This window comes from Ruegeria sp. H7, assembly GCF_056532945.1.
In genome coordinates this window covers 494,648-515,684 of sequence record NZ_JBQFNZ010000002.1, presented here as the reverse complement: position 1 = coordinate 515,684, position 21,037 = coordinate 494,648, and the positions used below count along the sequence as shown (strand labels likewise).

Sequence of the window (21,037 nt, the reverse complement as noted above, 5' to 3'; positions counted from 1 at the left end):
GCTGGGAAAAAGTGGGTCGGTCGATGCTGTTGACAATAGACAAGGTGCAGAAATCCTATCCCGGCGGGCGGCCGGTGCTGCGCGACGTGTCGCTGGAACTGGATCAGGGGCAGACACTGGCGCTGACCGGAGAAAGCGGCAGCGGCAAATCCACTCTGCTGAACCTCGCAGCCGCTTTGGATCGGTTCGACGGGGGCGAGATCACGCTGAACGGAGCGCGCCTGTCCTTGCTGGATGATGCTGGACGGGCCGACCTGCGCCGCCGGCATGTTTCGTTGGTGTTTCAGCAGTTTAACCTGATCCCGTCGCTGACGGTTGCACAGAACCTCTCGTTCCACGCCCGACTGGCCGGGTGCCATGATCCCGACTGGAGCGCCCATCTGGCGGACAGGCTGGGATTGTCCGATCTTCTGGATCGCTTCCCCGAGAACCTGTCCGGCGGGCAACAACAACGGGTCGCCATCGGCCGCGCCATGGGTGCGCGCCCGAAACTGTTGCTGGCAGATGAACCCACGGGCAATCTGGATGAAACCGCCAGCACCACTGTGTTGGACCTGATGCTATCGCTTGTGGCGGATACAGGCGCGGCGCTGCTGCTGGTCACCCATTCCGCCGAAATTGCTGCGCGGCTAGAACGGCGCGTGCATCTGGCCGGTGGCCGGATCCAATGACGCGACCGGTCATACAAGCGTTGCTGTCCCATTGGCGTGCGCACTGGCTGCAACTTGCGACATTGCTGATCGGGATCGCCTTGGCCACCGGTCTGTGGTCTGCGGTGCAGGCGATCAATGCCGAAGCGCGCGCCAGCTATGCCCGCGCAAACGCCCAACTGGCACTTGGTCAGTTCGATGAACTACGCGATCCCACCGGCCCCATCCCCGTTGCGCGTTATGCCCAACTGCGTCAGGCCGGTTGGCAGGTCGCGGCTGTGCTCGAGGGTACTTTCCGTGTCGGGGGGCGGACAATGCGTCTGATGGGCGTGGATATGGTGGCCTACCCGGCCCTGCCCGCCGTGACCGAGACCGAACAGGACGCCGACCCACCCGATCCCGCCGACATGCTGACTGCGCCCGGGCGCTTGCTAGTGCATCCCGATCTTGCACCTGTTCTGGAACCGATAATCGATCTGCCGCCCATTCTGTTGTCCCGGTCCCTGCCCCCGGATGTCATTCTGACCGACATTGGCGTGGCCGAGACTCTGCTGGGTCAACCCAGTACGATCTCGCGCCTTGTCGTTCTGCCAAACCAGCCGCGCGGGCGGTTGCCACTGTCGGATGTCGCACCGGAACTGCAACAGATCAGCCCGGATTCGCAGGTCGATACCGCGCAACTGACCGACAGCTTCCACCTGAACCTGACCGCCTTTGGACTGCTGTCCTTCGCTGTCGGCCTGTTCATCGTAAATGGCACGGTCGGGCTGGCTTTTGCCCAACGGCGCGGGGTGATCCGAACGTTGCGCGCCCTGGGTGTTTCGATGCGGCGGCTGGTCTGGCTGATCCTGGCCGAGTTGACCCTGCTGGCCTGTATCGGCGGCGCACTGGGGCTGATCCTGGGATTCTTTCTGGCAGGCGCGCTGCTGCCCGACGTGGCCGCAACATTGCGCGGGCTATACGGCGCACCTGTGACGGGACAGTTGACCCTGCAACCCGAATGGGCGCTTGCGGGGCTGGCCATGGCGCTGCTGGGCACCTTGGGGGCCAGCGGTCATGCGTTGTGGCGCTTGGCCCGGATGCCACTGCTTGAAGGGCCCGGCGTGCAGGCCTGGAGCGGCTCGGGACAGACACACCGATTGGCTGGGATCATCGGTGTGTGTCTGATTGTCGGCGGTACTCTTTTCTATACCAGCCTCGGTGGCCTGCTTGCCGGGTTTGTCTTGCTCGCCGGATTGTTGACCGGGGCCGCCCTGTTGCTGCCACTGCTTCTGTCCTTCGCCCTATCGGTAGGTGCTAAACAAGCGCGCGGCCCTGTATCGCAATGGATCTGGGCCGATATGCGGGCGCAATTGCCGGGGCTTTCTCTGGCACTGATGGCCCTGCTGCTGGCGCTGGCTGCAAATATCGGCGTTGGCACCATGGTCTCCAGCTTCCGGCTGACCTTCATCGGATGGCTCGATCAACGCCTGACCGCCGAAATTTATGTAACCGCCAAGGACGACCAGCAAGCCAGCGAGATGGCCGAATGGCTGGCCCCTCAGGTCAATGCACTCCTGCCGATCCGCAGTGTCGAGTTGCCTCACACCACCGGGCCTTTGTTCTTGTATGGGGTCGTAGACGATCCGGTCTACCGGGATAACTGGCCATTGATTGCCCGATCCAATGGCGATTGGAACAGGGTGATGGCGGGTGAGGCCATTTTGATCAACGAGCAACTGGCCCGCCGCGCGCAGCTTTGGCCGGGGGATGTTTTGACGATCGCGCCGGACCATCAAATGCCAATCGCGGGCGTCTATTCCGACTATGGCAACCCCACCGGTCAGGCGATTGTGTCCATGACCAAACTGGATCAGATCGCGCCGGGGACAGACGCAAGACGCTTTGGTATACGTATGGACCCGGGCGCAGCGACTGAGATGGCGCAATCCCTACGCGCGCGTTTCGATCTGCCGCCCCGAAACGTGGTGCAGCAGGCCGCGATGAAGGCGCAATCGCGGACGATTTTTGAGAAGACCTTTGTCGTGACCTCCGCACTCAACATCCTGACACTTGGGGTCGCCGGGTTCGCCATTTTAACCAGCCTTCTGACCCTATGGACCCAGCGCCTGCCTCAGATCGCGCCGGTTTGGGCCTTGGGTCTGAATCGCGCAGAACTGGCGAAATTCGAGCTGTTGCGCAGTGTTCTACTGGCGGCGTTGACGGCCTGTCTTGCGCTGCCGCTGGGGCTGGTTCTGGCCTGGGTCCTGCTTGCTGTCATTAATGTACAGGCATTCGGCTGGCGCCTGCCGATGTACCTGTTCCCATGGGATTGGCTGTATTTATTCGCACTCACGCTGCTGGCTGCCTTGATCGCAGCCGCCCTGCCCGCACTGCGCCTGTTACACCTGCCACCGGCAAACTTACTGAGGGTTTTTGCCAATGAACGTTAGAGCCTTAATCCTGGCCCTCCTCTTCTGCCTGCCGGTTTCCGCGTTGGCGCAGGGCTATGCGGGTCTGGGTGGCTCGGCAGATGGGTTCGACGTGCCTCAACCAGACGTTCAGTTCGTCTTTCCCAAAGATCACGGCGCGCATCCCAGCTATCGCATCGAATGGTGGTACCTGACGGCCAACCTGAAGGGGGAAGACGGGCGCGACTATGGCATTCAGTGGACGCTGTTCCGATCTGCCCTAAAGCCCTTTGACACCGACGGCTGGCAAAGCCCGCAAATCTGGATGGGTCACGCAGCAATCACCACGCCCGAGCGCCATTACTTCGCCGAACGCCTGTCCCGCGGTGGCATCGGTCAGGCCGGAGTGTCGGCCCAACCCTTTGCCGCATGGATCGACGAATGGCGCATGAGCGGGCCGGATTTCGACTCGCTGTCGCTGACCGCGAATGGAGCGGATTTCGGCTATACCCTGTCCCTGAACGCTCAAGGTCCGTTGGTCTTTCACGGAGACGGCGGATATTCCGTGAAATCCGCAGACGGTCAGGCGAGCTATTACTACTCCCAACCCTTCTACGCCATCGAAGGCACCCTGCATTTGCCGGACGGAGACATCGCAGTCACCGGTCATGCCTGGCTGGATCGCGAGTGGTCGTCGCAGCCCTTGGCCGAGGATCAAAGCGGGTGGGACTGGTTCTCGCTCAGCTTCGATGATGGTGACAAGCTGATGGCGTTTCGCCTGCGCGGAGCACGGGGTGATTTCACGGCGGCCACATGGATCAATGCGGATGGCAGCAGCCAGACACTGCCTGATGGATCGGCCCAGTTCACACCACTTGAAACCGCACGCGTTGCGGGTCGGGATGTGCCAATTCGATGGAACGTCACCCTGCCTGACCGCGACATAAACGTCGAGGTTTCGGCCCTGATCCCTGACGCCTGGATGGCGACGCGATTTGAATATTGGGAAGGCCCTGTCACGGTCTCAGGCAGCCACGCAGGGCGCGGCTACCTTGAGATGACCGGGTATTAAAGCGTGCGACCTTAATTCTGAGACAGGAATACCCTGCCACGCCTACGGCGCTCTCGGGCTATTCCTGTCGCATGATACTTCAGCTCAAAGGTCGCACACTCTGGATCAGCGGACGACGTAGACCGAAACCGCCGCGTGCCGCACTACGCGCGCAGCGTTGGGGCCCAGCAGGTAATCCTTGAAATCCGGCTTGTGCGCCCCTATCACGATCAGGTCCGACCCGGCGCTGTCGGCGGTTTTCAGGATTTCCTGATAGGCCGTACCAGTTGCAACCACATGACGGATCGAGGCATTGCGGTCCGAGCCCAACGCCGAGACGCACAGCGCGGTCAGTTTGTTATGGGCCTCTTCCAATGCCTTGTCGTGGAAGTCGGGCTCGAAAAAGCCCGACACCCAGCTTTCCCCGAAATCGGGCAGAACTGTCACCACATCCAACTGGGCCCCATCCAAATCCGCCAACGCTGCGGCCTGTTTCAGGACCGGGCTGTCCAGATCTCCGTTACTGATATCGACGGCGCAAAGAACTGACTTTGTCATGCGGGCACCTCTTCTTGTCTGGCGGCACGGCCACGTTGCAGGAAGGCGATCAGACCCAGCAAGAGCATCGCCGGAAGGTAGATCAATTGCTTGGGCGGTTGGCTGGACGGCAGGCTGACCGAGGTCAAGCGCACGGCCTCATCCCCGTAATAGTCGAAGATGCCAAGCTCATCCGCGACCGGCGCGCCAAACAGCGGCTCTTCCAGTTTGATCAGCCCGTCTTCGGGGATCAGCAGCAGACCCATCGCCTCGACCCGGGCCGCTCCGCCCTCTTCTTCACCCACAGTGACGACGACCGTCGTGTCGACCATCTCCAACGTGTCGAAATCGGGGCCGGACACGACCAGTCGCACCTCGGACCCTGGTGGCGTCTGCCCGATCGTTTCTTCAAACGCGGCAGGTTCCACCGACTGGAAAGGAGGTGAGATCCGGTCCATGAAGAAATCCGGTCGGAACAGCGTAAAGGCGACAAAGATCAGCGCAACGCTTTCGTAAATCCGGCTGTGAGTCAGAAAATAACCCATGGTTCCGGCGGTGAAGACCAGAATGGCGATGGTCGCGAAGATGGCGACGATTATGCCTTCGACCCATGTCACATCGATCAGCAGCAAGTCGGTGTTGAAGATGAACACAAACGGCAGCGCCACGGTGCGCAAGCTGTAGAAAAACGCTGTGAAACCGGTCTTGATCGCATCACCACCGGACACGGCAGCCGCCGCGAAACTGGCCAACCCGACCGGAGGCGTCACATCCGCCATGATCCCAAAGTAGAACACGAACAGGTGCACCGCGATCAGCGGCACGATCAGCCCGCTTTGCGCACCCAGTTCCACAACCACACCGGCCATTAGCGAACTGACAACGATATAGTTCGCCGTGGTCGGCAGGCCCATGCCCAGGATCAGGCTGAGGATACCGACCATGATCAGCATCAGGATCAGGTTGCCGCCCGACAGGAACTCGACCAGATCGGCCATCACTTGGCCCACGCCAGTCAGGGTCACGGTGCCCACGATCACGCCCGCCGTGGCCGTGGCCAAGGCGATCCCGATCATGTTGCGCGCACCATCGATCAGGCCCTGCCACAGATCGGCAACACCATCGATAAAGCGATTGTACACATTGCTTTCACCGCGGAAGATCGCCTTGAGCGGCTTCTGCGTCAGCAGGATCACGAACAGCAAAGCAGTCGCCCAGAAGGCTGACAGGCCCGGCGATTTCTGCTCGATCATCAGGAAATAAACCAGCACGATGATCGGCAGAAGGTAGTGCAGACCGGCCTTGTAGATGTCTGCGATGACGGGCAGTTGCACCTCTTTGGCGTTCGGATCATCCGGTTCAAGATCTGGCACCTGAGCGGCCAGATACAAAAGCGCGACATAGACCGCACAGACAATCAGGCTGAGCACCAGACCGGCCGCCGACGGCACCCATGCGGTCACTGCATCGACCGGGAATTGCGAGCCATAGCAGAGCCCCGCAAAGACGATGAAGAAAGACAACATCCCCACAACGGTCCGCGCCAGATGCACGTCACGGTCGCCCAGCGTGGGCATGTTCCGCTTCACGGCCTCAAGATGCACGATATAGACCAGTGCGATGTAGGAGATCGCCGCAGGCAGGAAGGCGTGGGTGATCACCTCGACATACGAGATGCCCACATATTCCACCATCAGGAAGGCCGCAGCACCCATTACGGGTGGCATGATCTGACCGTTCACGGATGAGGCCACCTCGACCGACCCGGCCTGTTCGCTGCTGAACCCAACGCGCTTCATCAGCGGGATGGTAAATGTACCAGTGGTGACAACGTTGGCGATCGACGAGCCCGAGATCAGACCGGTCGCTGCCGAACCAACAACCGCTGCTTTGGCCGGACCACCGCGCAGGTGGCCGAGCGCGCCAAAGGCCATTTTGATAAAGTAGTTCCCTGCCCCGGCCTTATCCAGCAACGCGCCGAACAGCACGAACAGGAACACGAATTTGGTCGAAACCCCAAGCGCGATGCCAAACACGCCCTCGGACGTGATCCACATATGGCTCATCGCCTTTTTCAGGCTGGCACCCTTCCAGCGGATAACCTCGGGCACCCATTCGGACGAGCCGAAGAACACGTAGGCCAGAAAGATCGTCGCGATGATCGCCATTGCGGGACCAAGCGCGCGGCGTGCGGCCTCGAACAGCAACAGCAGACCGCCCAGAGCGACCCATTTGTCCGTGTCATCGGCCAAACCGCCCGCATCGACGATTTTTTGGTAGAAGAAATAGCCGTACAGCGCGACAAACGCGCCCAGCAGGCCCATGATCCAGTCCTGAACCGGAATATAGTTCCGAGGGCTGGACTTCAGCGCCGGATAGGCCGCAAAGGCCAGAAACATGGCAAAGGCCAGATGGAACTGCCGCGAATTGTTCACGATACTGCCGGGCAATATGTAATTCGCCAGCGGCGAGGCCAGAACCACCTGAAAGATCGACCAGATCGCTGCCACAATGGCCAGGAATATCCCGACATTACCGACCGGGTTGCGCCCACCCGCATCGGAGGAAGCAACTAATTCCTGTAGCTCTTCTTCGGATAGCGGACGATTGGATTGTGTGTCGGAACTCATGCAAATGTCTCCCCGTCGCGGCCTTTTGCGGCCTTCTGAATCACCCGTTTGCTACGGGTTTGGGTGGCAGGGCGCCCGTGGGCACCCTGCTTTGGGTCCGGATTACTGAATCCAGCCTTTTTCTTTGTAGTACTTCTCTGCACCCGGGTGCAGCGGAGCCGACAGGCCGTCCGCGATCATCTCTTCGGGCTTGAGGTTGGCAAATGCCGGGTGCAGCTTTTTGAAGTCGTCGAAGTTCTCGAAGACCGAGCTGACAACCGCATAAACCGCGTCTTCCGACACATCCGCCGAGGTCACGAAGGTTGCGCCGACACCAAAGGTTGCGGTGTCACCGTCCGATCCGCGATACATACCACCCGGGATGGTCGCGGTCCGGTAGAACGAGTTGTCGTCGACCAGCTTGCTGACCGCGTCACCGCTGACATTCACCAGAACGGAATCGCAGGCTGTGGTTGCTTCCTGAATCGAACCCGAGGGGTGGCCGACTGTATAGACCATCGCATCGATCTGGTTGTCGCAAAGGGCCGCCGACTGTTCAGCCGCCTTCAGTTCGGTCGCCAGTTCGAAATCATCGGTGGTCCAGCCCATTTCGCCCAACAGGACTTCCATGGTGCCGCGCTGACCGGAACCGGGGTTGCCGATATTGACGCGCTTGCCTTTCAGGTCCTCGAAGTTGGTGATGCCGGCATCGGCACGGGCCACAACGGTGAACGGCTCGGGGTGAACCGAGAAGACGGCGCGCAGGTTTTCGAACGGACCAGCCTCTTCGAATTTCGAAGAGCCGTTATAGGCATGGTACTGCCAGTCGGACTGCGCCACACCGAACTCCAGCTCGCCCTCGCGGATGGTGTTGATGTTGTAGACCGATCCACCGGTCGATTCGACCGAGCAGCGCACGCCATGTTCCTTGCGGCCCTTGTTCACCAGACGGCAGATCGCGCCACCGGTCGGATAGTAAACTCCGGTCACGCCGCCGGTACCGATTGTGATGAACTCTTCGGCATAGGCTGCCGGTGCCATCATCGCCGCGGTGACAAATGCGCCGACGCTAAGCTTGCTGCTGTTTTTCATGTAAGAACTCCCATTTTTTATTGTGTGAGCGGGAAAGAACAAAAGCCCCGCGAATGCGAGGGACGCGCCGATACGTCAGATCAGTTCGTCATGCAACCCGTGCAACTTTTGAATTTTTCCAATGTCTCCCAACAATTTCGAGGTTTCATTCCGAGACGCGAGTTGTCAAGTGTGCCTTGTCGATACTTCGCCCATTCGCTCAGATGTGACGCGTCTTTTGGAACTTTCCCCGTGGGAAACGAACCGGCCTTTAGGTGGCGGGACCATGACTTGACAGGCTGGAACGTTCATCTAACGTGATCAAAAGTTTGTGATTACTATTTTACCGAGCATCTGAAACATGCCGATCACCACCTATGAACTCTACCTGAGTACCGATCTGGTGTTTTCCGGCAATACGGTCTCGTTGGTTGGGGGCTATGATGGCAGCAACGATGTCATTCTGGTCGTTGACGATGACGATGACGTGCTGGATGGGGACCTGTTTCGCAACGAAGACGGCAACGACACCAACCAGTTCGGAACCGCCACTTTTGCGGACGGCACGGTTTTGGGTGGTCCGACAACTACGGTATATTCAGAACAGCAATATACCCTGACGGCACCCGATGGCAGCACCATCACGCTGTATCAGATCGAAGTTGACTCGAACCCGAACTCTACCGCTGGCGCTGGGATACTTGCCGGGTATCTGCCGTCCGAACCTCTTGCCCCGGGCGTTGTTTATACAATCACCGTGTCGAACACGATCCCCGGCAACTCGCCTCAATATGACGACATTGAAGGGGCTGTTTGCCTGACGCGGGGCGCGGGGATTGCCACGCCGGGTGGGCTGATTCCGGTGGAAATGCTCAAAGAAGGTGATCTGGTCGAAACCCGAAACGGTGCCAAGCCCATCCGTTGGATTGGGTCTTGCAAGCTGGATGCAAGCGCCTTGTCCCGAAACCCGAAGCTCCGGCCGGTTCGCATCACTCAGGGCGCGTTAGGCAATGGTTTACCAAACCGGGACCTGCTGGTTTCACGCCAGCACAGAATGCTCATCTCCTCGCAAATCGCCAAACGGATGTTCGGGCAAACCGAGGCGCTGGTTGCCGCCGTCAAGATGACCGAATGGCCGGGCATCTACGTGGACAACAGCGTTGACAACGTTGAGTATTTCCACATCTTGCTTGACTCTCACGAGGTGATCTTTGCCGACGGCGCACCAACCGAAAGCCTGTTCACAGGCCCTGAAGCCCTAAGAATGTTCCCCGCCGCTCTGCGCGAAAAAATTCTGACATTGTTTCCAGAGCTGGCACATTCAACAGCACAGATCGAACCCGCCTGCATTGTTCCAAACGGCAAACAGCAAAAAACACTGATCAGCCGCCACATGAAGAACAACAAACCGTTTCTCAGCATGTATCAGGGATAAAAATGTGGTGCCCAAGGAGAGACTCGAACTCTCACGCCCGTGAAGGCGGGGGATTTTGAATCCCCTGTCTCTTTCGAAGCCCTTTTTACAAGGGTTTTCGCTTGGTTACCCGTCACTACTAACCCCTTTTTCGTCACCGTTTACGTCACTGGTGACAGGGTTTTTGTAACGTTTAAGGCCATCTGGTGAACCCAAATGTGTGCTGTCTTCAGGGCTATTGTGTGTTGTGGTACCTGTCAAGCGGCCACGATTTTCTCGCCCGGAAATTACGTCAGAACGCGGACTGCCGTGGCCGCCTCGGATAGCGGTTATCCCTCGCTGCCTGATGGCGGGACCGTTGATGAGTCGTTCGAGTTCGGCCTGCGGTTCTCTTTAGCCGCGATGAAGGCCGTGTGTTGATCTTGTGTTCCGCCCGCTGAAGACCCGATTCTGTCTGCCGGGTACCCTTTCACGTTGCACTTCGGGTTGAAGCCGTTGTCAGCGGTTTTCTCGATAGGTCTATAAGTGGTCATTGTTTGAACTCGTGCTTAGGGTTTCTGGGAAGGCGTGTCTTTGGGTGTGTCAGAGACGGCCTTCAGCCGGTCCCTGTAGGCATCCAGCACGCCGACACCAGCTTGCAGGCCGTAGCCCAATGCGTTGGGTTTCTGGGCGCTAGGCAGGCTGGCAGCGGTTCGCGTGTAGTTCGTTGCCAGTGCTTCGCGCTCGGCATCAAGTTGTTCGATGCTGTTGTCGAGGTTCATGTTGATACGGTCGCGGTTGGTCGCGTGTTGGCCGTAGAGGTCACCCAGCAGGGCATCGACACTGAAGCCGGTGACGCCACTTCCTGAGGCACCCACTTTCGCGGAAGCGACTGCGCGGGTGGCGGCGTTTTGATGATCGATCTGTTGCTCGGTTGCCGCTTCGATTTCCTGAGACTGGCGAAGGTTGATGCGGTCGGCACCATCGACCATGTCTTGCCGGGCAATCTCCTTAAGGTTCGCGTTTGTGGCAGCCTGAGCATCGGCCTGAGCGCTTGCTTGACCATAACCAGCGGCGGCGCTTGCGACCGAAAGGCCAGCGGATACAGCAGAAGCGATAGATGCTATTTTGGCGGTTGGGGCTGCCACACCAATCGCTGCCTTAAGGGCGGGTAGGATGAGGGGTAAGCTCATTGGGTTATCCTTCAAATGTGGGTACTTCCGCACGTAGCAGGACGAGGTAAGAACGGTTGAACTCGTCACGGGCTGCGGTCTTTACGCGCTGGGCGACTTCGAGGTTGGCGCGGGCTTCGACATAGTCCAGAGCCGCCAGTTTCGCCTCGGTCTCAGTTCCGTCGAACTCGGCCATACGGTTTGCTACAGCGTCGATCTCAACGGTTGCGTCAGACACCCTTAGGCTAGCCTCTTGGAGGTCCTTATGGGCTGCCCCTAGGGCTGTGATCATGTCAGTGTATGTCATCTTCGATTTCTCTTTCAGACCCAGAACGCAGAAGGCCCCAAGCAACCACCACGGGGTCAACCGCAGTAGCCGTTCGGGGCCTGTTCAGGGATTCGTTAGGGGTCAGTTGATGGTGGATTGCGCGGGGGTTGTGGCACCCTCATCGTCAGGGAAGTCCGGCAGGTCGTCCAAGGCGTCATCTAGAGCGTTACTAGCCCGCTGCTTCTCTTTGGCCTCGGCCTCTTCTGCCTCACGCTTCTTGTCCTCTGCGTTGAGGAACTTGTGGGCTTCTGCCAGCCAGCTTGCCTTGGGGGTTGAGCGTGAAATCACCGCGCCGGTTGACTGGTCGATCTCAGGAACGCCGTTCTTCAGGCCGTCGATGTATATCTCACGCAACCGGACCCTGATTTCTTCAATGCCTTCGTAGTGATCGTCACGTTCACTCATTTGGCACCATAGGCTTTCCGCTTGGTCTTGGCGGTCAGGTTTGCAACCTGCGCCTCAAGCTCTGCAATCCGTTCCGCGTCGGACTTGGGGAGAACAGCGCTCTGCGACACGTCAGCCGCTTGGGCAGCCTGTTCACGAGCCAGCTCCGCACGGTATTCACTCATCTTGCGGTCCTTGTCTTCCCTCGCTGCCTTCACGGCTTCGGCCACAGGGTCGGCTGGGGGTTCAACTTCAGCGTATGTGTAGCCGTAGTATGGGCTGCCCTCTTGCCCTGCGGGAATAGGCCCGGATTCCCGTAAGACCACGTTACCGCGCCATACAAAGTGATACTTGATTTCCTCTGGCTTCAGCACCTTTTCGACCGCCTTCAGGGCAGCCTCTTCGGCATCCTTGGTACGCTGGTTCACGAGTTCCTTATAGGCATCCACAACGACTGCCTCGGTGCCACCTGCACGCAAGCGCTCGTGCTTCAGCCGTTCAGCGGTGGCTTCGGCTTCCTTGGCCATGCTCTCTGAGAGTTCCTTGGCAGCTACGTCGCGGGCTTCACGTTGGGCTTCAGCCTGAAGCTCATACGAGCGGATACCTTGGGGCAGGAATTGGTCTTGTTCATTCATGAGTAGTAAATCCTTTTCGGGGGTTGGGTTATGCGTAGACCTTGTCGAGAACGGCTTTGATGCCGGTCATCGAACCGTCGGTCAGAAAGTCGGCGAAGGCAGCTTTGCCCTCGGCCAGAAGATTGGGGTCATTGGCGATGACTTGGGCAACCATGTCGGGGTCCATACCAGCGGCAGCGATCTGGTCGGTCAGGTAGTCAAGACCATCTTCGATCACGTCGGCCATGTCGTTAGCGGCGGCTTCGACAGTCTCATCGGTGGCACCCTCGCCCAACGCCTCGCGGATAGCGTCAACGTCGATCATGTTGTCGTCTGCAATAGCTTGGCCAATGATGGTGCCAGCAGCATCTTCGCCCATACTATCGATCAGCCCGTTAACGATCTCAGTGTTCTCTTGGCCGAACATTTGGTCCAAGTCCCGAGGTCCAAGCTGGTCGCTTAGATCGTCGTCATCTTGGGGGCCTTCAGGTTTGCTTTCAGGTGCAACCTCAGGGTTCGCCTCAAGCTGTTCTTTGGTGATCAAACCAGCGGTCAGAGCGGCTTCGACTGAGGTTCGACTTGCGGGGTTGCCGGGGACGACCTCTACGGTTCGGACACCGCCATCGTTGCGGATGGATGCGGCGACGTTATGCGGTGTTTCCTGACCAGCGGTATACTCACCACCAGCGGTCACACCGCTTTCCATAAGGATGCCATTGGTGACACCTTGAGTGTCCATAGCGGCGGCAGCTTCTTCGAGGCTCATGCCTTCATATGGGTTCATTGTTGTTCAGTCCTTTTCAGGTGTTGGGTTGTGGGATTTGGATCGACGCAACGACGTTGTGGAAGCTTGAGTGCTCGCGCTTTATCGTGGCGTTGCGTTATGCCCCTTGCGGGGGTCGTTCATTCTCTTGCCAAAGCTGTCCTTCACAGGGCAGACCCGGTTTGGGATAAAAGCCTTGCGGTCCCGGCCACCAGTAGGGTGTGAATAGAACCTTAAAGGAATTACGGAATGAAACGTTCTTTGATTTTGGGTGCCATGGCTCTTTCGGCCTGTACCGAGTTTGATGGACCAACGTACACGCCACCACCGGGCTACACACTGGTGTCAGAAGAAAATCAGACGATTGACATTTGGGAACGCGTTGAGGGCAACCGCGTGTTTTATCGCGAAATAGGTTCGTATACCGGTAACGACTTTGGCAGCAGCTACATCGACTACAACTGCTCCAATCAGACCTATCGCCCGCAAGGCGAAAAGTCACAACCCATAAGAAACCTAGCTCCTGACAGCATTGGTCGTGGCTCATATTGGCGCGTTTGCGGGAGTGGATGACCGTTTGGCGTAACTTGCGTGCTTTCGTTTGGCGACAGTGCGCTTGATCTGGTCCACGCGCGTGGTCGTGATCTGGCCAGCCGCAAGTTCTGTGTTCAGGCGTTCCTCTAAGGACGGCCCAGAGTTGGGGGCTTTCATGCCTGCGAAGTGGCCCTTGGCGTTGCCGTAGATGGTCCGCAGCAGGGCGTTGCTAATGTCCCCGCGCAGGTCCACTTGCTCGGCCTCTTCGCCAGCCTCAGAGGCGAAGTGAATGCGGACCCGGTTGTAGAGGTTGATGGGGTCGACATAGCTCACAATCACTTTCCAAGGTGCTTGCGGGTTGTCGCGCCATTCAAAGCAAAACAGGTCTGCGTCCTGTGCCTTGGTGATCTTCCAGTTGTCGTCACCGCTGTAGTTGGTCGATGCGGTCTGATTGCTGCGCGGACGGTTCGCAACAATGATGCGCTTGGTCTTCATGGATTTATCCTTTTGTCGGTAGAGTGTCGCTGAACACGTCGTCGTCAGAGGCGGCAATGGTCTCCAAGCCTTTCGCCAAGAGACCGGCGACTATCTCTTGGTTGCCAAGTTCAAACGGGATTTCCGGGTGTGCCTCGGCAAAGCGTTCACGAACGATGTCCAGCAGGACATACGCGGTCGGCTTCAACCTCACGGGTACAGTCACGGGCAACTTGTGGCCCTCGTAGCCAAGGGCCGAACGGCGGTCCCTCATCTTGTCCAGCATGCGGCCCACTTCAACGTCCCCGAACATGTCCCTGAGGGCGTTCTCCAAGCGCGTCGTTTGCATGCGCCTTATGGGGTGACTGTTGGACCTCAGAGATTTTCGCTCAGCTTCGTCCTTCTGCATCGGCGTCATGTACCGCTCACGGGCGAACTCGGTCCTTGCCTTGCGGCCTTTGAGTTTGCCGGGGATAAGCACGCGCTTCTTCGGCCCCGTCCTCTGGGGCAACATCGGCTTCGGCATGGGGGGTATCCTTTCAAAACAGAAAAGGCCCCACCTTCGGGCAGGAAGGCAGGGCCAGGAATATGGGTGTGATGGTGAACCTGAGGGGTTCTGTTTAGGCAGCTATCGACTGGTGTTCAGGTTGGGCTGAGTTGAGCCAGTCGGTCAGGATGCGCCTCATCCGGTCAGATGGAACATAGACGGTGACGGGTTGCCCAATGCGAACGCGGGAACGATAGAGCCACTGCACCAATTCGGTCAGGGCGTACTGTTCGCCCCACTTGTCCGGGTCCTTCTTCAAGTAGCTGCACAGGACGGGATTGGGGTGCTGATCGTACAGGTAAAAGGCATGCGAGCAGTTGATGTAATCGTTGATGCCTCGGGTCTGGTTGGCAACCCATTGCAGTCCACCCTTCACCTTCCACTGCCCATCTGTCTCAGACCAGCGTCCATACAGCCCGGTGCTGTTCATCATCGCACTGGCTTTCCTGCGTTTGTCGGCACCACCATCGAAGTAGAGATTGGCCGCGCAGGTGATCATGATGTTTTCCTTCGGGGTGCCCCTGAGGGGGCCGTCGAAGTACAACTTGCGGAGCTTGCTGCCCAGCGTCTTAGCGACACCGTGAGGCAGGCCCTTTGTCTGACCGCTATGGGTCAACTTCATAGGCTTCCCTTTGACAACTGGCAGGTCCATCGTCTCGACAGTGATCAGGTCGCGCTGGGCGCGTATCCAGTCAGCTTCCCCTGCCCATTTCTGGACCTCAAAGGGGGCTCCTATCCGGTCGAGATAGGCAGCGATCATGCTGCCCTCAGTGAGATACGTGAGGATTGTCAGGCTTGAGGGTGCCGTAAGCAAAGCCGTGGGGATTGCCAGAACGATGGGCCGACCATCTTCAGCGACGAATAGACGACCCCTTAAGGCTTCGTCCAACAAGCGACCCAAGGTCCCCGTAAGGCCCGTGTTGGTCATGTGCTGAAGCCACAGCGGGTTCGGGGTGACCTTTCGGGTGAACGGGTCCACGCTGGCAAAGCCTGTATCCAACACCTGTTCCTGAAAGTTCCGCTTGCTAATGGCTGGGCCAATCTCAAGGGGCGTCGGGCATTCGTCGATCACTAAGCGGTAGCTATCAAGCAGGCCATCCAACGCGAGACGCTCAAGGCGGATGTAAAGCGCATGGGTGCAGACGATGTTCAGGCCAGCCTTTAGCAGCCCTTCGATGTCTATCGTTTTGTTGTTGCCCTCGGGGACCGTCAGCATGGCCTCAGGGGCACCTGCTACTATCCTCTGGACCTCTGACAATCGCGGGGTCACCACCAGCACAGGCTTGTGCGTATCGGGGTTCCACTGTTTCAGATCGTTGATGAGTTCGGTGGTCTTTCCTGTTCCGCAAGGACGGTCAATGAATGTGATCTTGGTCATGTCTACCTTCCTTATGGTGACAGGGGATTGGGGGGATGGGGTTTGGTATGGGAAATGCGGCGGGCGTCCCGGAGCAAACATGAAAGACGCCCGCCAAGGTCCCCTTACGGCCAAAGGATAAGAAATGCCGTCAGGGGCATCTAAACCGCGATTGTGGCGGTTCGATTTCTGCATGTATGGGGGTCAATCACGCCGATGGAATTTATGCTATAGTGTGGGTGAATTGGCCGTGCTGTGGTGTGTTACTGCAATAGTGGGGGTAAATTGGTTCTTGCTTGTATGTGGGTGAATTTATTTCAGGCCTTCATGCGGCCTCTTTCGCTAGGTTGTCGACCGTTGCTTCGCTGAACCTAAAGTTCTTTGCAAACTGGGTCGGCTTGTACGCGTTTTGGAAGGCTTCACGAATGGAGCTGCTCTTTAGAGTTTCAACTTGACACATCTTGAGTACTTACGTCTTCTGAAGCCATGTCTTGGCTGAGCGAGAAAATATTTGGAAAAAGAGTGAGTTACTGGGATGACCTAGCGGCTAAACTCTACGACGCCTTGGTGTTGGATGGCGGTCCCTCGGGTGCCTCGGAAAGCCATATCGACGCTAATTCTCTGGGCATTCGCTTAAATGATCTAGAGCGCTTCGCCGAAAAAAGGCTTATCACTTTGGAAGCCCTTCTTTTTGTCGCCTCCAATATTGAGACAGCGCCCAACGAGGAGGAGGCAGAGAAAGCCAATTTGTTCGGACCACTACATCCGCTTCCTGTGGCGATGGGCAAGCTTTTAGAAAAGAAGTGGTCTGACAGGGGAATTGTTCTTGATGGCTATGGAGTAGGTGAGCGTTGTTTTGCAGAGGTGGAACTTGTAATCGACAAACCCTTTAAATGGTGTCGGGAATGGCTAAACGAGTTTTATGACAACCCCGAAAGCGCTGGTGAACACTACATCATGTACACGGAGCAGTGGCTGAAAGAGTTCAAAACACTCAGAATGATGGTCGACAGCTACAAATAAACTAGCCGTTTACCAAGCCCGTGTAGAGATACTGACCGGGTTCCTACCACATGGAGTCTGGAACCACTCAAGGTTTCCGTCGCGCTCATCCTTGTACCAGTCGCCTAGCGACACGAGTTTCTCTTCATCAATACCCGACCTCTTCTCCCCTTTAATCGCCTCTGGCTTGCCCCTTCACGAAACAAGATTTTTCTGAGAAGCTGGGCGGCCCGTTCTGAGTGAAAAAAATGTTTTTGACATCCAAGTTTAGACCAAAGGGTTTTTGGCGTAGTGGTTTGCCTTCGCGAGAGTGCGCGACTTCAGCATCCCAAATGCGGTATTATTGTTGGTGCGTTTTTGCGACATCGACCTTGGGCCCTTGCCTATTGGGAGCGTCACCGATTAGGCTCTTCAAAGAGCCAGTGTCGGGCACTAGCGCTTCCCATGCTTCATGTATGCCAAACGATATGTTTGCCGTTCGCTCGGCCAAGAGCCGTTGCGGTTCTTCGCTTTCAGCGTAAACTCCAAGCTGGTTGTCAAAAAAAATCTTCTCTTGCTCCAATTCTCGCTGGCCTCGGCGATAGATAGTCCACAAGCGTTGTGGTTTTCTCAGTTGCAACCATCCTGTACAAGCGGCGACAATCGCGCTCATCGCAGATGGGACGATCTTACCAAGCAAATCACCATTGCCAAATGCAATAAACAGCGGGATAAGTAACGACAGAAACAAGGCAATTACAAAGCAAGTTTGGGCTTCAAACTTGTTGTGGTCAGCCTTCTCTTTCAATCCATTCTTTATGATTAGCCACATATCTTCAGGCTTCGAAAAATTATGATTTGGGTAGCTGGTGTCTTTCCTTGTTCGCTTCATATTTTCGGCGCTCTCTACTTTAATCGACGCAGCGTGCGTACCCGCCGCAATGCGCTTGCCGACATAGGTTAACAGGATTTAGGCGATCCCGAACCCATTTCCGAACGCCTACAGAACCTTGGTCATCGCCTGCGATCCACATTTCATCAACGAAGGCACCAAAACTCATAGGCGTCCGTAACTGCCAAAACCACCGTGATTGAGCGGGGTCGGCTTTATATTGCGACCATTGGCACTACTGCAGCCAAATTGTGTATTTTGCGCTGAGTGGTCGTTCAGATTGTGTCTGACAGTTTCGACTGAGCTAACGTCCGCCTAGTCGCCAAGGATACCTTCTTGTTCCTCTCGATGGCGAGGACTTGGCGGATGGATGAACAGGCATTGAAAACGAGGAGACTGCCCGTGTTTCAAATCAGCCTTCACTGCGATCAATTCCTCTCCAATCTCCGCTGCGATTTCCTTAGCGATGCGACCAAGCGACACCACTTCACGGTTCTTCAGGGATTGGCGTCATTATTTTGAGAAGCTTGTGCCCTTAGCGAGCGTGACATTGTTGATTGTTCCCAGCCCAGCAATTTTCCAAATTTTGGACTAACGCAAGCCATAGCCCACTCATGCCCCTCAAACACATCGAAAGCATACAGCAGGTCAGTGGTAATCCTTAGGTACTCATCGATTGAGCCAGCAATTGTTTCTCCGCGATGCGTGAGCCTATTTCTGTCTTCCACGAATTTTTCCACTAGGCGCAACTCGGACTTGATTGCGACCCAGTTGTTGAATTGCTGATTGTCTTGGTGAAGCTGAGGCAAATACTCTTTAAGGATTTTTAGCAATGGCGGCGCTGGAGAGTACATTGCCAGCCAACCGGCATCGGGAGCACATTTGGAGATGTGTTGTTTAAGGCCAACCTCAAGTGCTGAGTAGCAAATTAGAAGGGCACTGCGGTTATTGTGGTAAGCAATTTCGTTAGCCTCGCGCAAGAGTTGGTGCCCCAATGGCTCTTGATCTATCCCTGCTCCCCATACCTCAGCGAGGTTTTGCTGGTATTGATCCGACCGAACAAGGCCACCAAAACCATCGTGTTTAGCGCTGATCGCACCTTGCTCCGGCCATGGGACGCCTTTGTATTTCTCCTGCGTGGTGCGCCAGTATAAGCAGAAACGCTGGTCTTTGCTTTCTTGAAAATCAACCGGGCCGCTGGCTTTTTCGACCCATCTAAGTAGCCGAACTAACCGACTAGCTTTCTCCTCGAGCTCTACCCCCGTCTCAATGCAAAGCTCCTGCAAATCTGTCGGTAAGAAATTAGCAGTTGGGCTGTAGCCCTTAGCGACCTTGCCATCTGACGCAATAACTTCCCTTTGGCTGATCGAGTATGGCAGCTTTACTGGCGTTTCATCAGGTCTGATGGTCCGTTCGTTCAGTAAGGTTTCAACAAAGCGAACTTGGCGTTCCGTTGCATCGCGGGCTACGGCGGCACGAAGTTCAAGATTATCATAGCCAAACCCCCAATCTCCCTCTTTACCGGTCGCCTTGATTTGAACTGCGACGCCGGTTGCATCATCCACGAAGTTCAAACCTTCTGGACGATGCGGATTGAATACATACCCGTCCAAACGCTGCCGAAAGAGAAAGTGAATCTGCATCGTAACGTCTTACTCAATTGCTGTGAGACAAGACTACCTAGCATCGGGACCAAAGGCACCCTTCATGTTGCCGGAAGGGCACCTTAAGTCTCACCCTCCCCGCTTTACCCGAGAGTGTCAGAAGCAGCCGAGCGCCCTGCCAGCCACTTCTTGTGGTTTGTGAAGGTCAACCTGTAACGGCCAACATCAAGGAAAGTCTCACCCGGCCCCTCACGGGTCACCTTAAAGGGCACTGAAAGCTGGTGACGCTCGATAAGCAAGTCAAAGGGGCCGACGCAAAAGTCAAATACGATCATTCTACTATTCCTATTCTTGGTAGCGGTGCATCAACACGATGCAACGTATAGATGAATCCTCAAGGAATCGTCGTCAACCCCTTATTTTTATTGCACTTTCGGGAACTTCCCGCATGTGGAGAGACCCCTTGAGGGCAGCGTTGAGGTGCGTACTTTCGTCGGTGGCTGTGTGTTCCGCCGCTCGGTATCTGTGGACACGCCGACTACCGCAAACCCGCGAGTGTCTGTTGTGAGTGCTCGCCTACCAAGAATTGATGCGGCTTTTCATCTTCAATGCGATTGAGTAACGATGCGTCCATGAGCGCCATAACTTATGAAAACACCAAGACGACGCTTCCCGGATGGAAAGATAATATACACGAATCCCAAGGGCGCGGTGTCGCCTATGAAACAGACGCCCACTTCGTGCATTTCTACTGCGAGAATAGCGGATGGTATACGCTATCGCCCGGCCTCACTGTCACAGAAAAAAAGAGCGGCAAACTTGAAGATTGGGTAGTCGCAACTTTTGGTGCTACCAACATTCAGTCTATTCGCAGCGATGTTGGAAAGAGTGTTCATGGTGTTTGGCGTCCGGGTCTAACAATGCAGTCAGACCTTGATCAAGGGCTAGGAAATAGCCCCGCACAAAAGCACAACGATCTGGTGGCCCTCCGACTACTGTTAAGCTCATTGGAGAAGGTTTTTGAATTTGTCGAACCAGTTGGGGCAGGGCTTAGGAGCTACGGCCACAAGACAAGAGAACTGCTGATCGCTGCATGTACCGAAGTGGAAAACCAGTGGAAACGGTACTTTACCGAAACCCAAACCCCACCCATTGGTCGTGATTTTGGAACAAGAGACTATGTCAAACTGTGTTCTGCTCTATCGCTCAAAGACTACCGATTGACTGCTAGAGCCTATGCTTCACTTGCACCACGCGAACCGTTTAAGCATTGGCACATGAACGCCCCGACGCAGAGCCTCACGTGGTACGATGCCTACAACAAGACGAAACATGATCGTGCAGTTCATTTTGATACAGCCAGTGTTGAAAACTGCATTGATGCGGTGGCCGCAAATGCGATCATGTTCTGCGCGCGATATGGCCCGTGGAGCTTGTTCAACGAAACGGGTGGGACACAATTGTTGTTCCAGCAGTTGTTCGAAATTGACTTACCGGCTTTTGATCCGGCAACCTATTATGTTCCGAAGCTTGTGCTTCCAAGCAGTCAACTGCAAGATTTGATCTGTTACAACAGTTTCGCGGATGGAAATGTTCAGCCTTGGAGCGTTCAGATGCTTGCAATCTAGCGGCAGCAAAGTCCCGCATAGCGTCAGCCGTCAGGCTGCCCCTGTCGTTTTGGGCCTG

The 21,037-nt window shown here is 56.5% G+C and carries 20 protein-coding genes; 7 read left to right on the top strand and 13 right to left on the bottom strand.

Going from position 1 to position 21,037, the window contains the following annotated elements; translation table 11 throughout:
- Positions 1-23: 23 nt before the first annotated feature.
- From ACR0AC_RS07580 to ACR0AC_RS07570, 3 genes are read left to right on the top strand one after another with little or no spacing between them, the layout of a single operon-like run.
- On the top strand, positions 24-671 hold the full coding sequence (locus ACR0AC_RS07580) for an ABC transporter ATP-binding protein (protein WP_480872668.1): 648 nt from the start codon (positions 24-26) through the stop codon (positions 669-671).
- Positions 668-3,082, top strand: a complete 2,415-nt coding sequence (locus ACR0AC_RS07575; protein ID WP_480872666.1) for an FtsX-like permease family protein — start codon at positions 668-670, stop codon at positions 3,080-3,082. Before ACR0AC_RS07580 ends, ACR0AC_RS07575 begins: the two co-directional genes overlap by 4 nt.
- The gene (locus ACR0AC_RS07570) at positions 3,072-4,112 is read left to right on the top strand and encodes a lipocalin-like domain-containing protein (RefSeq protein WP_480872664.1); all 1,041 of its coding nucleotides are present in this window, start codon (positions 3,072-3,074) and stop codon (positions 4,110-4,112) included. Before ACR0AC_RS07575 ends, ACR0AC_RS07570 begins: the two co-directional genes overlap by 11 nt.
- Before the next feature lie 105 nt (positions 4,113-4,217).
- Here the strand turns inward: ACR0AC_RS07570 and ACR0AC_RS07565 are convergent, their stop codons facing one another.
- The 3 genes from ACR0AC_RS07565 to ACR0AC_RS07555 all read right to left on the bottom strand — a co-directional run bounded on the left by ACR0AC_RS07565 (position 4,218) and on the right by ACR0AC_RS07555 (position 8,329).
- Positions 4,218-4,649: a universal stress protein gene (locus tag ACR0AC_RS07565; RefSeq protein WP_170450539.1), complete on the bottom strand. Its 432-nt coding sequence runs from the start codon at positions 4,647-4,649 to the stop codon at positions 4,218-4,220.
- A complete protein-coding gene (locus ACR0AC_RS07560) occupies positions 4,646-7,258 on the bottom strand; it encodes a TRAP transporter permease (protein ID WP_480872662.1) in 2,613 nt (870 codons plus the stop codon). Before ACR0AC_RS07560 ends, ACR0AC_RS07565 begins: the two co-directional genes overlap by 4 nt.
- Before the next feature lie 102 nt (positions 7,259-7,360).
- Entirely contained in the window at positions 7,361-8,329 is a 969-nt protein-coding gene (locus tag ACR0AC_RS07555) for a TAXI family TRAP transporter solute-binding subunit (RefSeq protein ID WP_480626033.1), read from the bottom strand.
- Positions 8,330-8,669: 340 nt separating this feature from the next.
- Between ACR0AC_RS07555 and ACR0AC_RS07550 the strand changes: the two genes are divergently transcribed.
- Positions 8,670-9,743 carry a Hint domain-containing protein gene (locus tag ACR0AC_RS07550; protein ID WP_480872660.1) on the top strand — a complete coding sequence of 358 codons (1,074 nt, stop codon included), beginning with the start codon at positions 8,670-8,672 and terminating at the stop codon, positions 9,741-9,743.
- A 527-nt stretch (positions 9,744-10,270) separates the two neighbouring features.
- Here ACR0AC_RS07550 and ACR0AC_RS07545 read toward each other — a convergent pair.
- The 5 genes from ACR0AC_RS07545 to ACR0AC_RS07525 all read right to left on the bottom strand — a co-directional run bounded on the left by ACR0AC_RS07545 (position 10,271) and on the right by ACR0AC_RS07525 (position 12,983).
- A complete protein-coding gene (locus ACR0AC_RS07545; protein ID WP_480872658.1) occupies positions 10,271-10,894 on the bottom strand; it encodes a virion core protein, T7 gp14 family in 624 nt (207 codons plus the stop codon).
- 4 nt (positions 10,895-10,898) lie between these two features.
- A complete protein-coding gene (locus ACR0AC_RS07540; RefSeq protein ID WP_480872657.1) occupies positions 10,899-11,180 on the bottom strand; it encodes a hypothetical protein in 282 nt (93 codons plus the stop codon).
- 102 nt (positions 11,181-11,282) lie between these two features.
- The gene (locus tag ACR0AC_RS07535) at positions 11,283-11,606 is read right to left on the bottom strand and encodes a hypothetical protein (RefSeq protein WP_480872655.1); all 324 of its coding nucleotides are present in this window, start codon (positions 11,604-11,606) and stop codon (positions 11,283-11,285) included.
- Complete coding sequence (locus ACR0AC_RS07530; RefSeq protein ID WP_480872653.1) at positions 11,603-12,220, bottom strand: hypothetical protein; 618 nt, start codon at positions 12,218-12,220, stop codon at positions 11,603-11,605. Before ACR0AC_RS07530 ends, ACR0AC_RS07535 begins: the two co-directional genes overlap by 4 nt.
- Positions 12,221-12,248: 28 nt before the next feature.
- The gene (locus ACR0AC_RS07525; RefSeq protein WP_480872651.1) at positions 12,249-12,983 is read right to left on the bottom strand and encodes a hypothetical protein; all 735 of its coding nucleotides are present in this window, start codon (positions 12,981-12,983) and stop codon (positions 12,249-12,251) included.
- A gap of 228 nt (positions 12,984-13,211) precedes the next feature.
- Between ACR0AC_RS07525 and ACR0AC_RS07520 the strand changes: the two genes are divergently transcribed.
- Entirely contained in the window at positions 13,212-13,535 is a 324-nt protein-coding gene (locus tag ACR0AC_RS07520) for a hypothetical protein (protein WP_480872649.1), read from the top strand.
- On the opposite strand, the gene ACR0AC_RS07515 is transcribed toward ACR0AC_RS07520, so the two are convergent.
- The 3 genes from ACR0AC_RS07515 to ACR0AC_RS07505 all read right to left on the bottom strand — a co-directional run bounded on the left by ACR0AC_RS07515 (position 13,506) and on the right by ACR0AC_RS07505 (position 15,895).
- Complete coding sequence (locus ACR0AC_RS07515) at positions 13,506-13,991, bottom strand: hypothetical protein (protein WP_480872647.1); 486 nt, start codon at positions 13,989-13,991, stop codon at positions 13,506-13,508. The genes ACR0AC_RS07520 and ACR0AC_RS07515 overlap by 30 nt on opposite strands.
- Before the next feature lie 4 nt (positions 13,992-13,995).
- The gene (locus ACR0AC_RS07510; RefSeq protein WP_480872646.1) at positions 13,996-14,496 is read right to left on the bottom strand and encodes a hypothetical protein; all 501 of its coding nucleotides are present in this window, start codon (positions 14,494-14,496) and stop codon (positions 13,996-13,998) included.
- Positions 14,497-14,590: 94 nt separating this feature from the next.
- The gene (locus tag ACR0AC_RS07505) at positions 14,591-15,895 is read right to left on the bottom strand and encodes a DEAD/DEAH box helicase family protein (RefSeq protein ID WP_480872644.1); all 1,305 of its coding nucleotides are present in this window, start codon (positions 15,893-15,895) and stop codon (positions 14,591-14,593) included.
- A gap of 501 nt (positions 15,896-16,396) precedes the next feature.
- On the opposite strand from ACR0AC_RS07505, the gene ACR0AC_RS07500 reads away from it, so the two are divergent.
- On the top strand, positions 16,397-16,897 hold the full coding sequence (locus tag ACR0AC_RS07500; RefSeq protein WP_480872642.1) for a hypothetical protein: 501 nt from the start codon (positions 16,397-16,399) through the stop codon (positions 16,895-16,897).
- Positions 16,898-17,216: 319 nt separating this feature from the next.
- Here ACR0AC_RS07500 and ACR0AC_RS07495 read toward each other — a convergent pair whose 3' ends face one another.
- Together ACR0AC_RS07495 and ACR0AC_RS07490 are read right to left on the bottom strand one after the other, a co-directional pair.
- A complete protein-coding gene (locus ACR0AC_RS07495; protein WP_480872640.1) occupies positions 17,217-17,747 on the bottom strand; it encodes a DUF4231 domain-containing protein in 531 nt (176 codons plus the stop codon).
- Between the two features lie 497 nt (positions 17,748-18,244).
- The gene (locus ACR0AC_RS07490; RefSeq protein WP_480872638.1) at positions 18,245-19,390 is read right to left on the bottom strand and encodes a hypothetical protein; all 1,146 of its coding nucleotides are present in this window, start codon (positions 19,388-19,390) and stop codon (positions 18,245-18,247) included.
- Positions 19,391-19,983: 593 nt separating this feature from the next.
- On the opposite strand from ACR0AC_RS07490, the gene ACR0AC_RS07485 reads away from it, so the two are divergent.
- A complete protein-coding gene (locus tag ACR0AC_RS07485) occupies positions 19,984-20,979 on the top strand; it encodes a hypothetical protein (RefSeq protein ID WP_480872636.1) in 996 nt (331 codons plus the stop codon).
- The last annotated feature ends 58 nt before the right edge of the window (positions 20,980-21,037 follow it).

Bases quoted from the DNA above. Each gene is read 5' to 3' on its own strand.
- ACR0AC_RS07520 (WP_480872649.1), top strand. From the start codon at position 13,212: ATGAAACGTTCTTTGATTTTGGGTGCCATGGCTCTTTCGGCCTGTACC.
- ACR0AC_RS07570 (WP_480872664.1), top strand. From the start codon at position 3,072: ATGAACGTTAGAGCCTTAATCCTGGCCCTCCTCTTCTGCCTGCCGGTT.
- ACR0AC_RS07530 (WP_480872653.1), bottom strand. From the start codon at position 12,220: ATGAATGAACAAGACCAATTCCTGCCCCAAGGTATCCGCTCGTATGAG.
- ACR0AC_RS07495 (WP_480872640.1), bottom strand. From the start codon at position 17,747: ATGAAGCGAACAAGGAAAGACACCAGCTACCCAAATCATAATTTTTCG.
- ACR0AC_RS07565 (WP_170450539.1), bottom strand. From the start codon at position 4,649: ATGACAAAGTCAGTTCTTTGCGCCGTCGATATCAGTAACGGAGATCTG.
- ACR0AC_RS07490 (WP_480872638.1), bottom strand. From the start codon at position 19,390: ATGCAGATTCACTTTCTCTTTCGGCAGCGTTTGGACGGGTATGTATTC.
- ACR0AC_RS07575 (WP_480872666.1), top strand. From the start codon at position 668: ATGACGCGACCGGTCATACAAGCGTTGCTGTCCCATTGGCGTGCGCAC.
- ACR0AC_RS07525 (WP_480872651.1), bottom strand. From the start codon at position 12,983: ATGAACCCATATGAAGGCATGAGCCTCGAAGAAGCTGCCGCCGCTATG.
- ACR0AC_RS07485 (WP_480872636.1), top strand. From the start codon at position 19,984: ATGAGCGCCATAACTTATGAAAACACCAAGACGACGCTTCCCGGATGG.
- ACR0AC_RS07555 (WP_480626033.1), bottom strand. From the start codon at position 8,329: ATGAAAAACAGCAGCAAGCTTAGCGTCGGCGCATTTGTCACCGCGGCG.
- ACR0AC_RS07540 (WP_480872657.1), bottom strand. From the start codon at position 11,180: ATGACATACACTGACATGATCACAGCCCTAGGGGCAGCCCATAAGGAC.
- ACR0AC_RS07535 (WP_480872655.1), bottom strand. From the start codon at position 11,606: ATGAGTGAACGTGACGATCACTACGAAGGCATTGAAGAAATCAGGGTC.
- ACR0AC_RS07505 (WP_480872644.1), bottom strand. From the start codon at position 15,895: ATGACCAAGATCACATTCATTGACCGTCCTTGCGGAACAGGAAAGACC.
- ACR0AC_RS07515 (WP_480872647.1), bottom strand. From the start codon at position 13,991: ATGAAGACCAAGCGCATCATTGTTGCGAACCGTCCGCGCAGCAATCAG.
- ACR0AC_RS07510 (WP_480872646.1), bottom strand. From the start codon at position 14,496: ATGCCGAAGCCGATGTTGCCCCAGAGGACGGGGCCGAAGAAGCGCGTG.
- ACR0AC_RS07550 (WP_480872660.1), top strand. From the start codon at position 8,670: ATGCCGATCACCACCTATGAACTCTACCTGAGTACCGATCTGGTGTTT.
- ACR0AC_RS07560 (WP_480872662.1), bottom strand. From the start codon at position 7,258: ATGAGTTCCGACACACAATCCAATCGTCCGCTATCCGAAGAAGAGCTA.
- ACR0AC_RS07545 (WP_480872658.1), bottom strand. From the start codon at position 10,894: ATGAGCTTACCCCTCATCCTACCCGCCCTTAAGGCAGCGATTGGTGTG.
- ACR0AC_RS07580 (WP_480872668.1), top strand. From the start codon at position 24: ATGCTGTTGACAATAGACAAGGTGCAGAAATCCTATCCCGGCGGGCGG.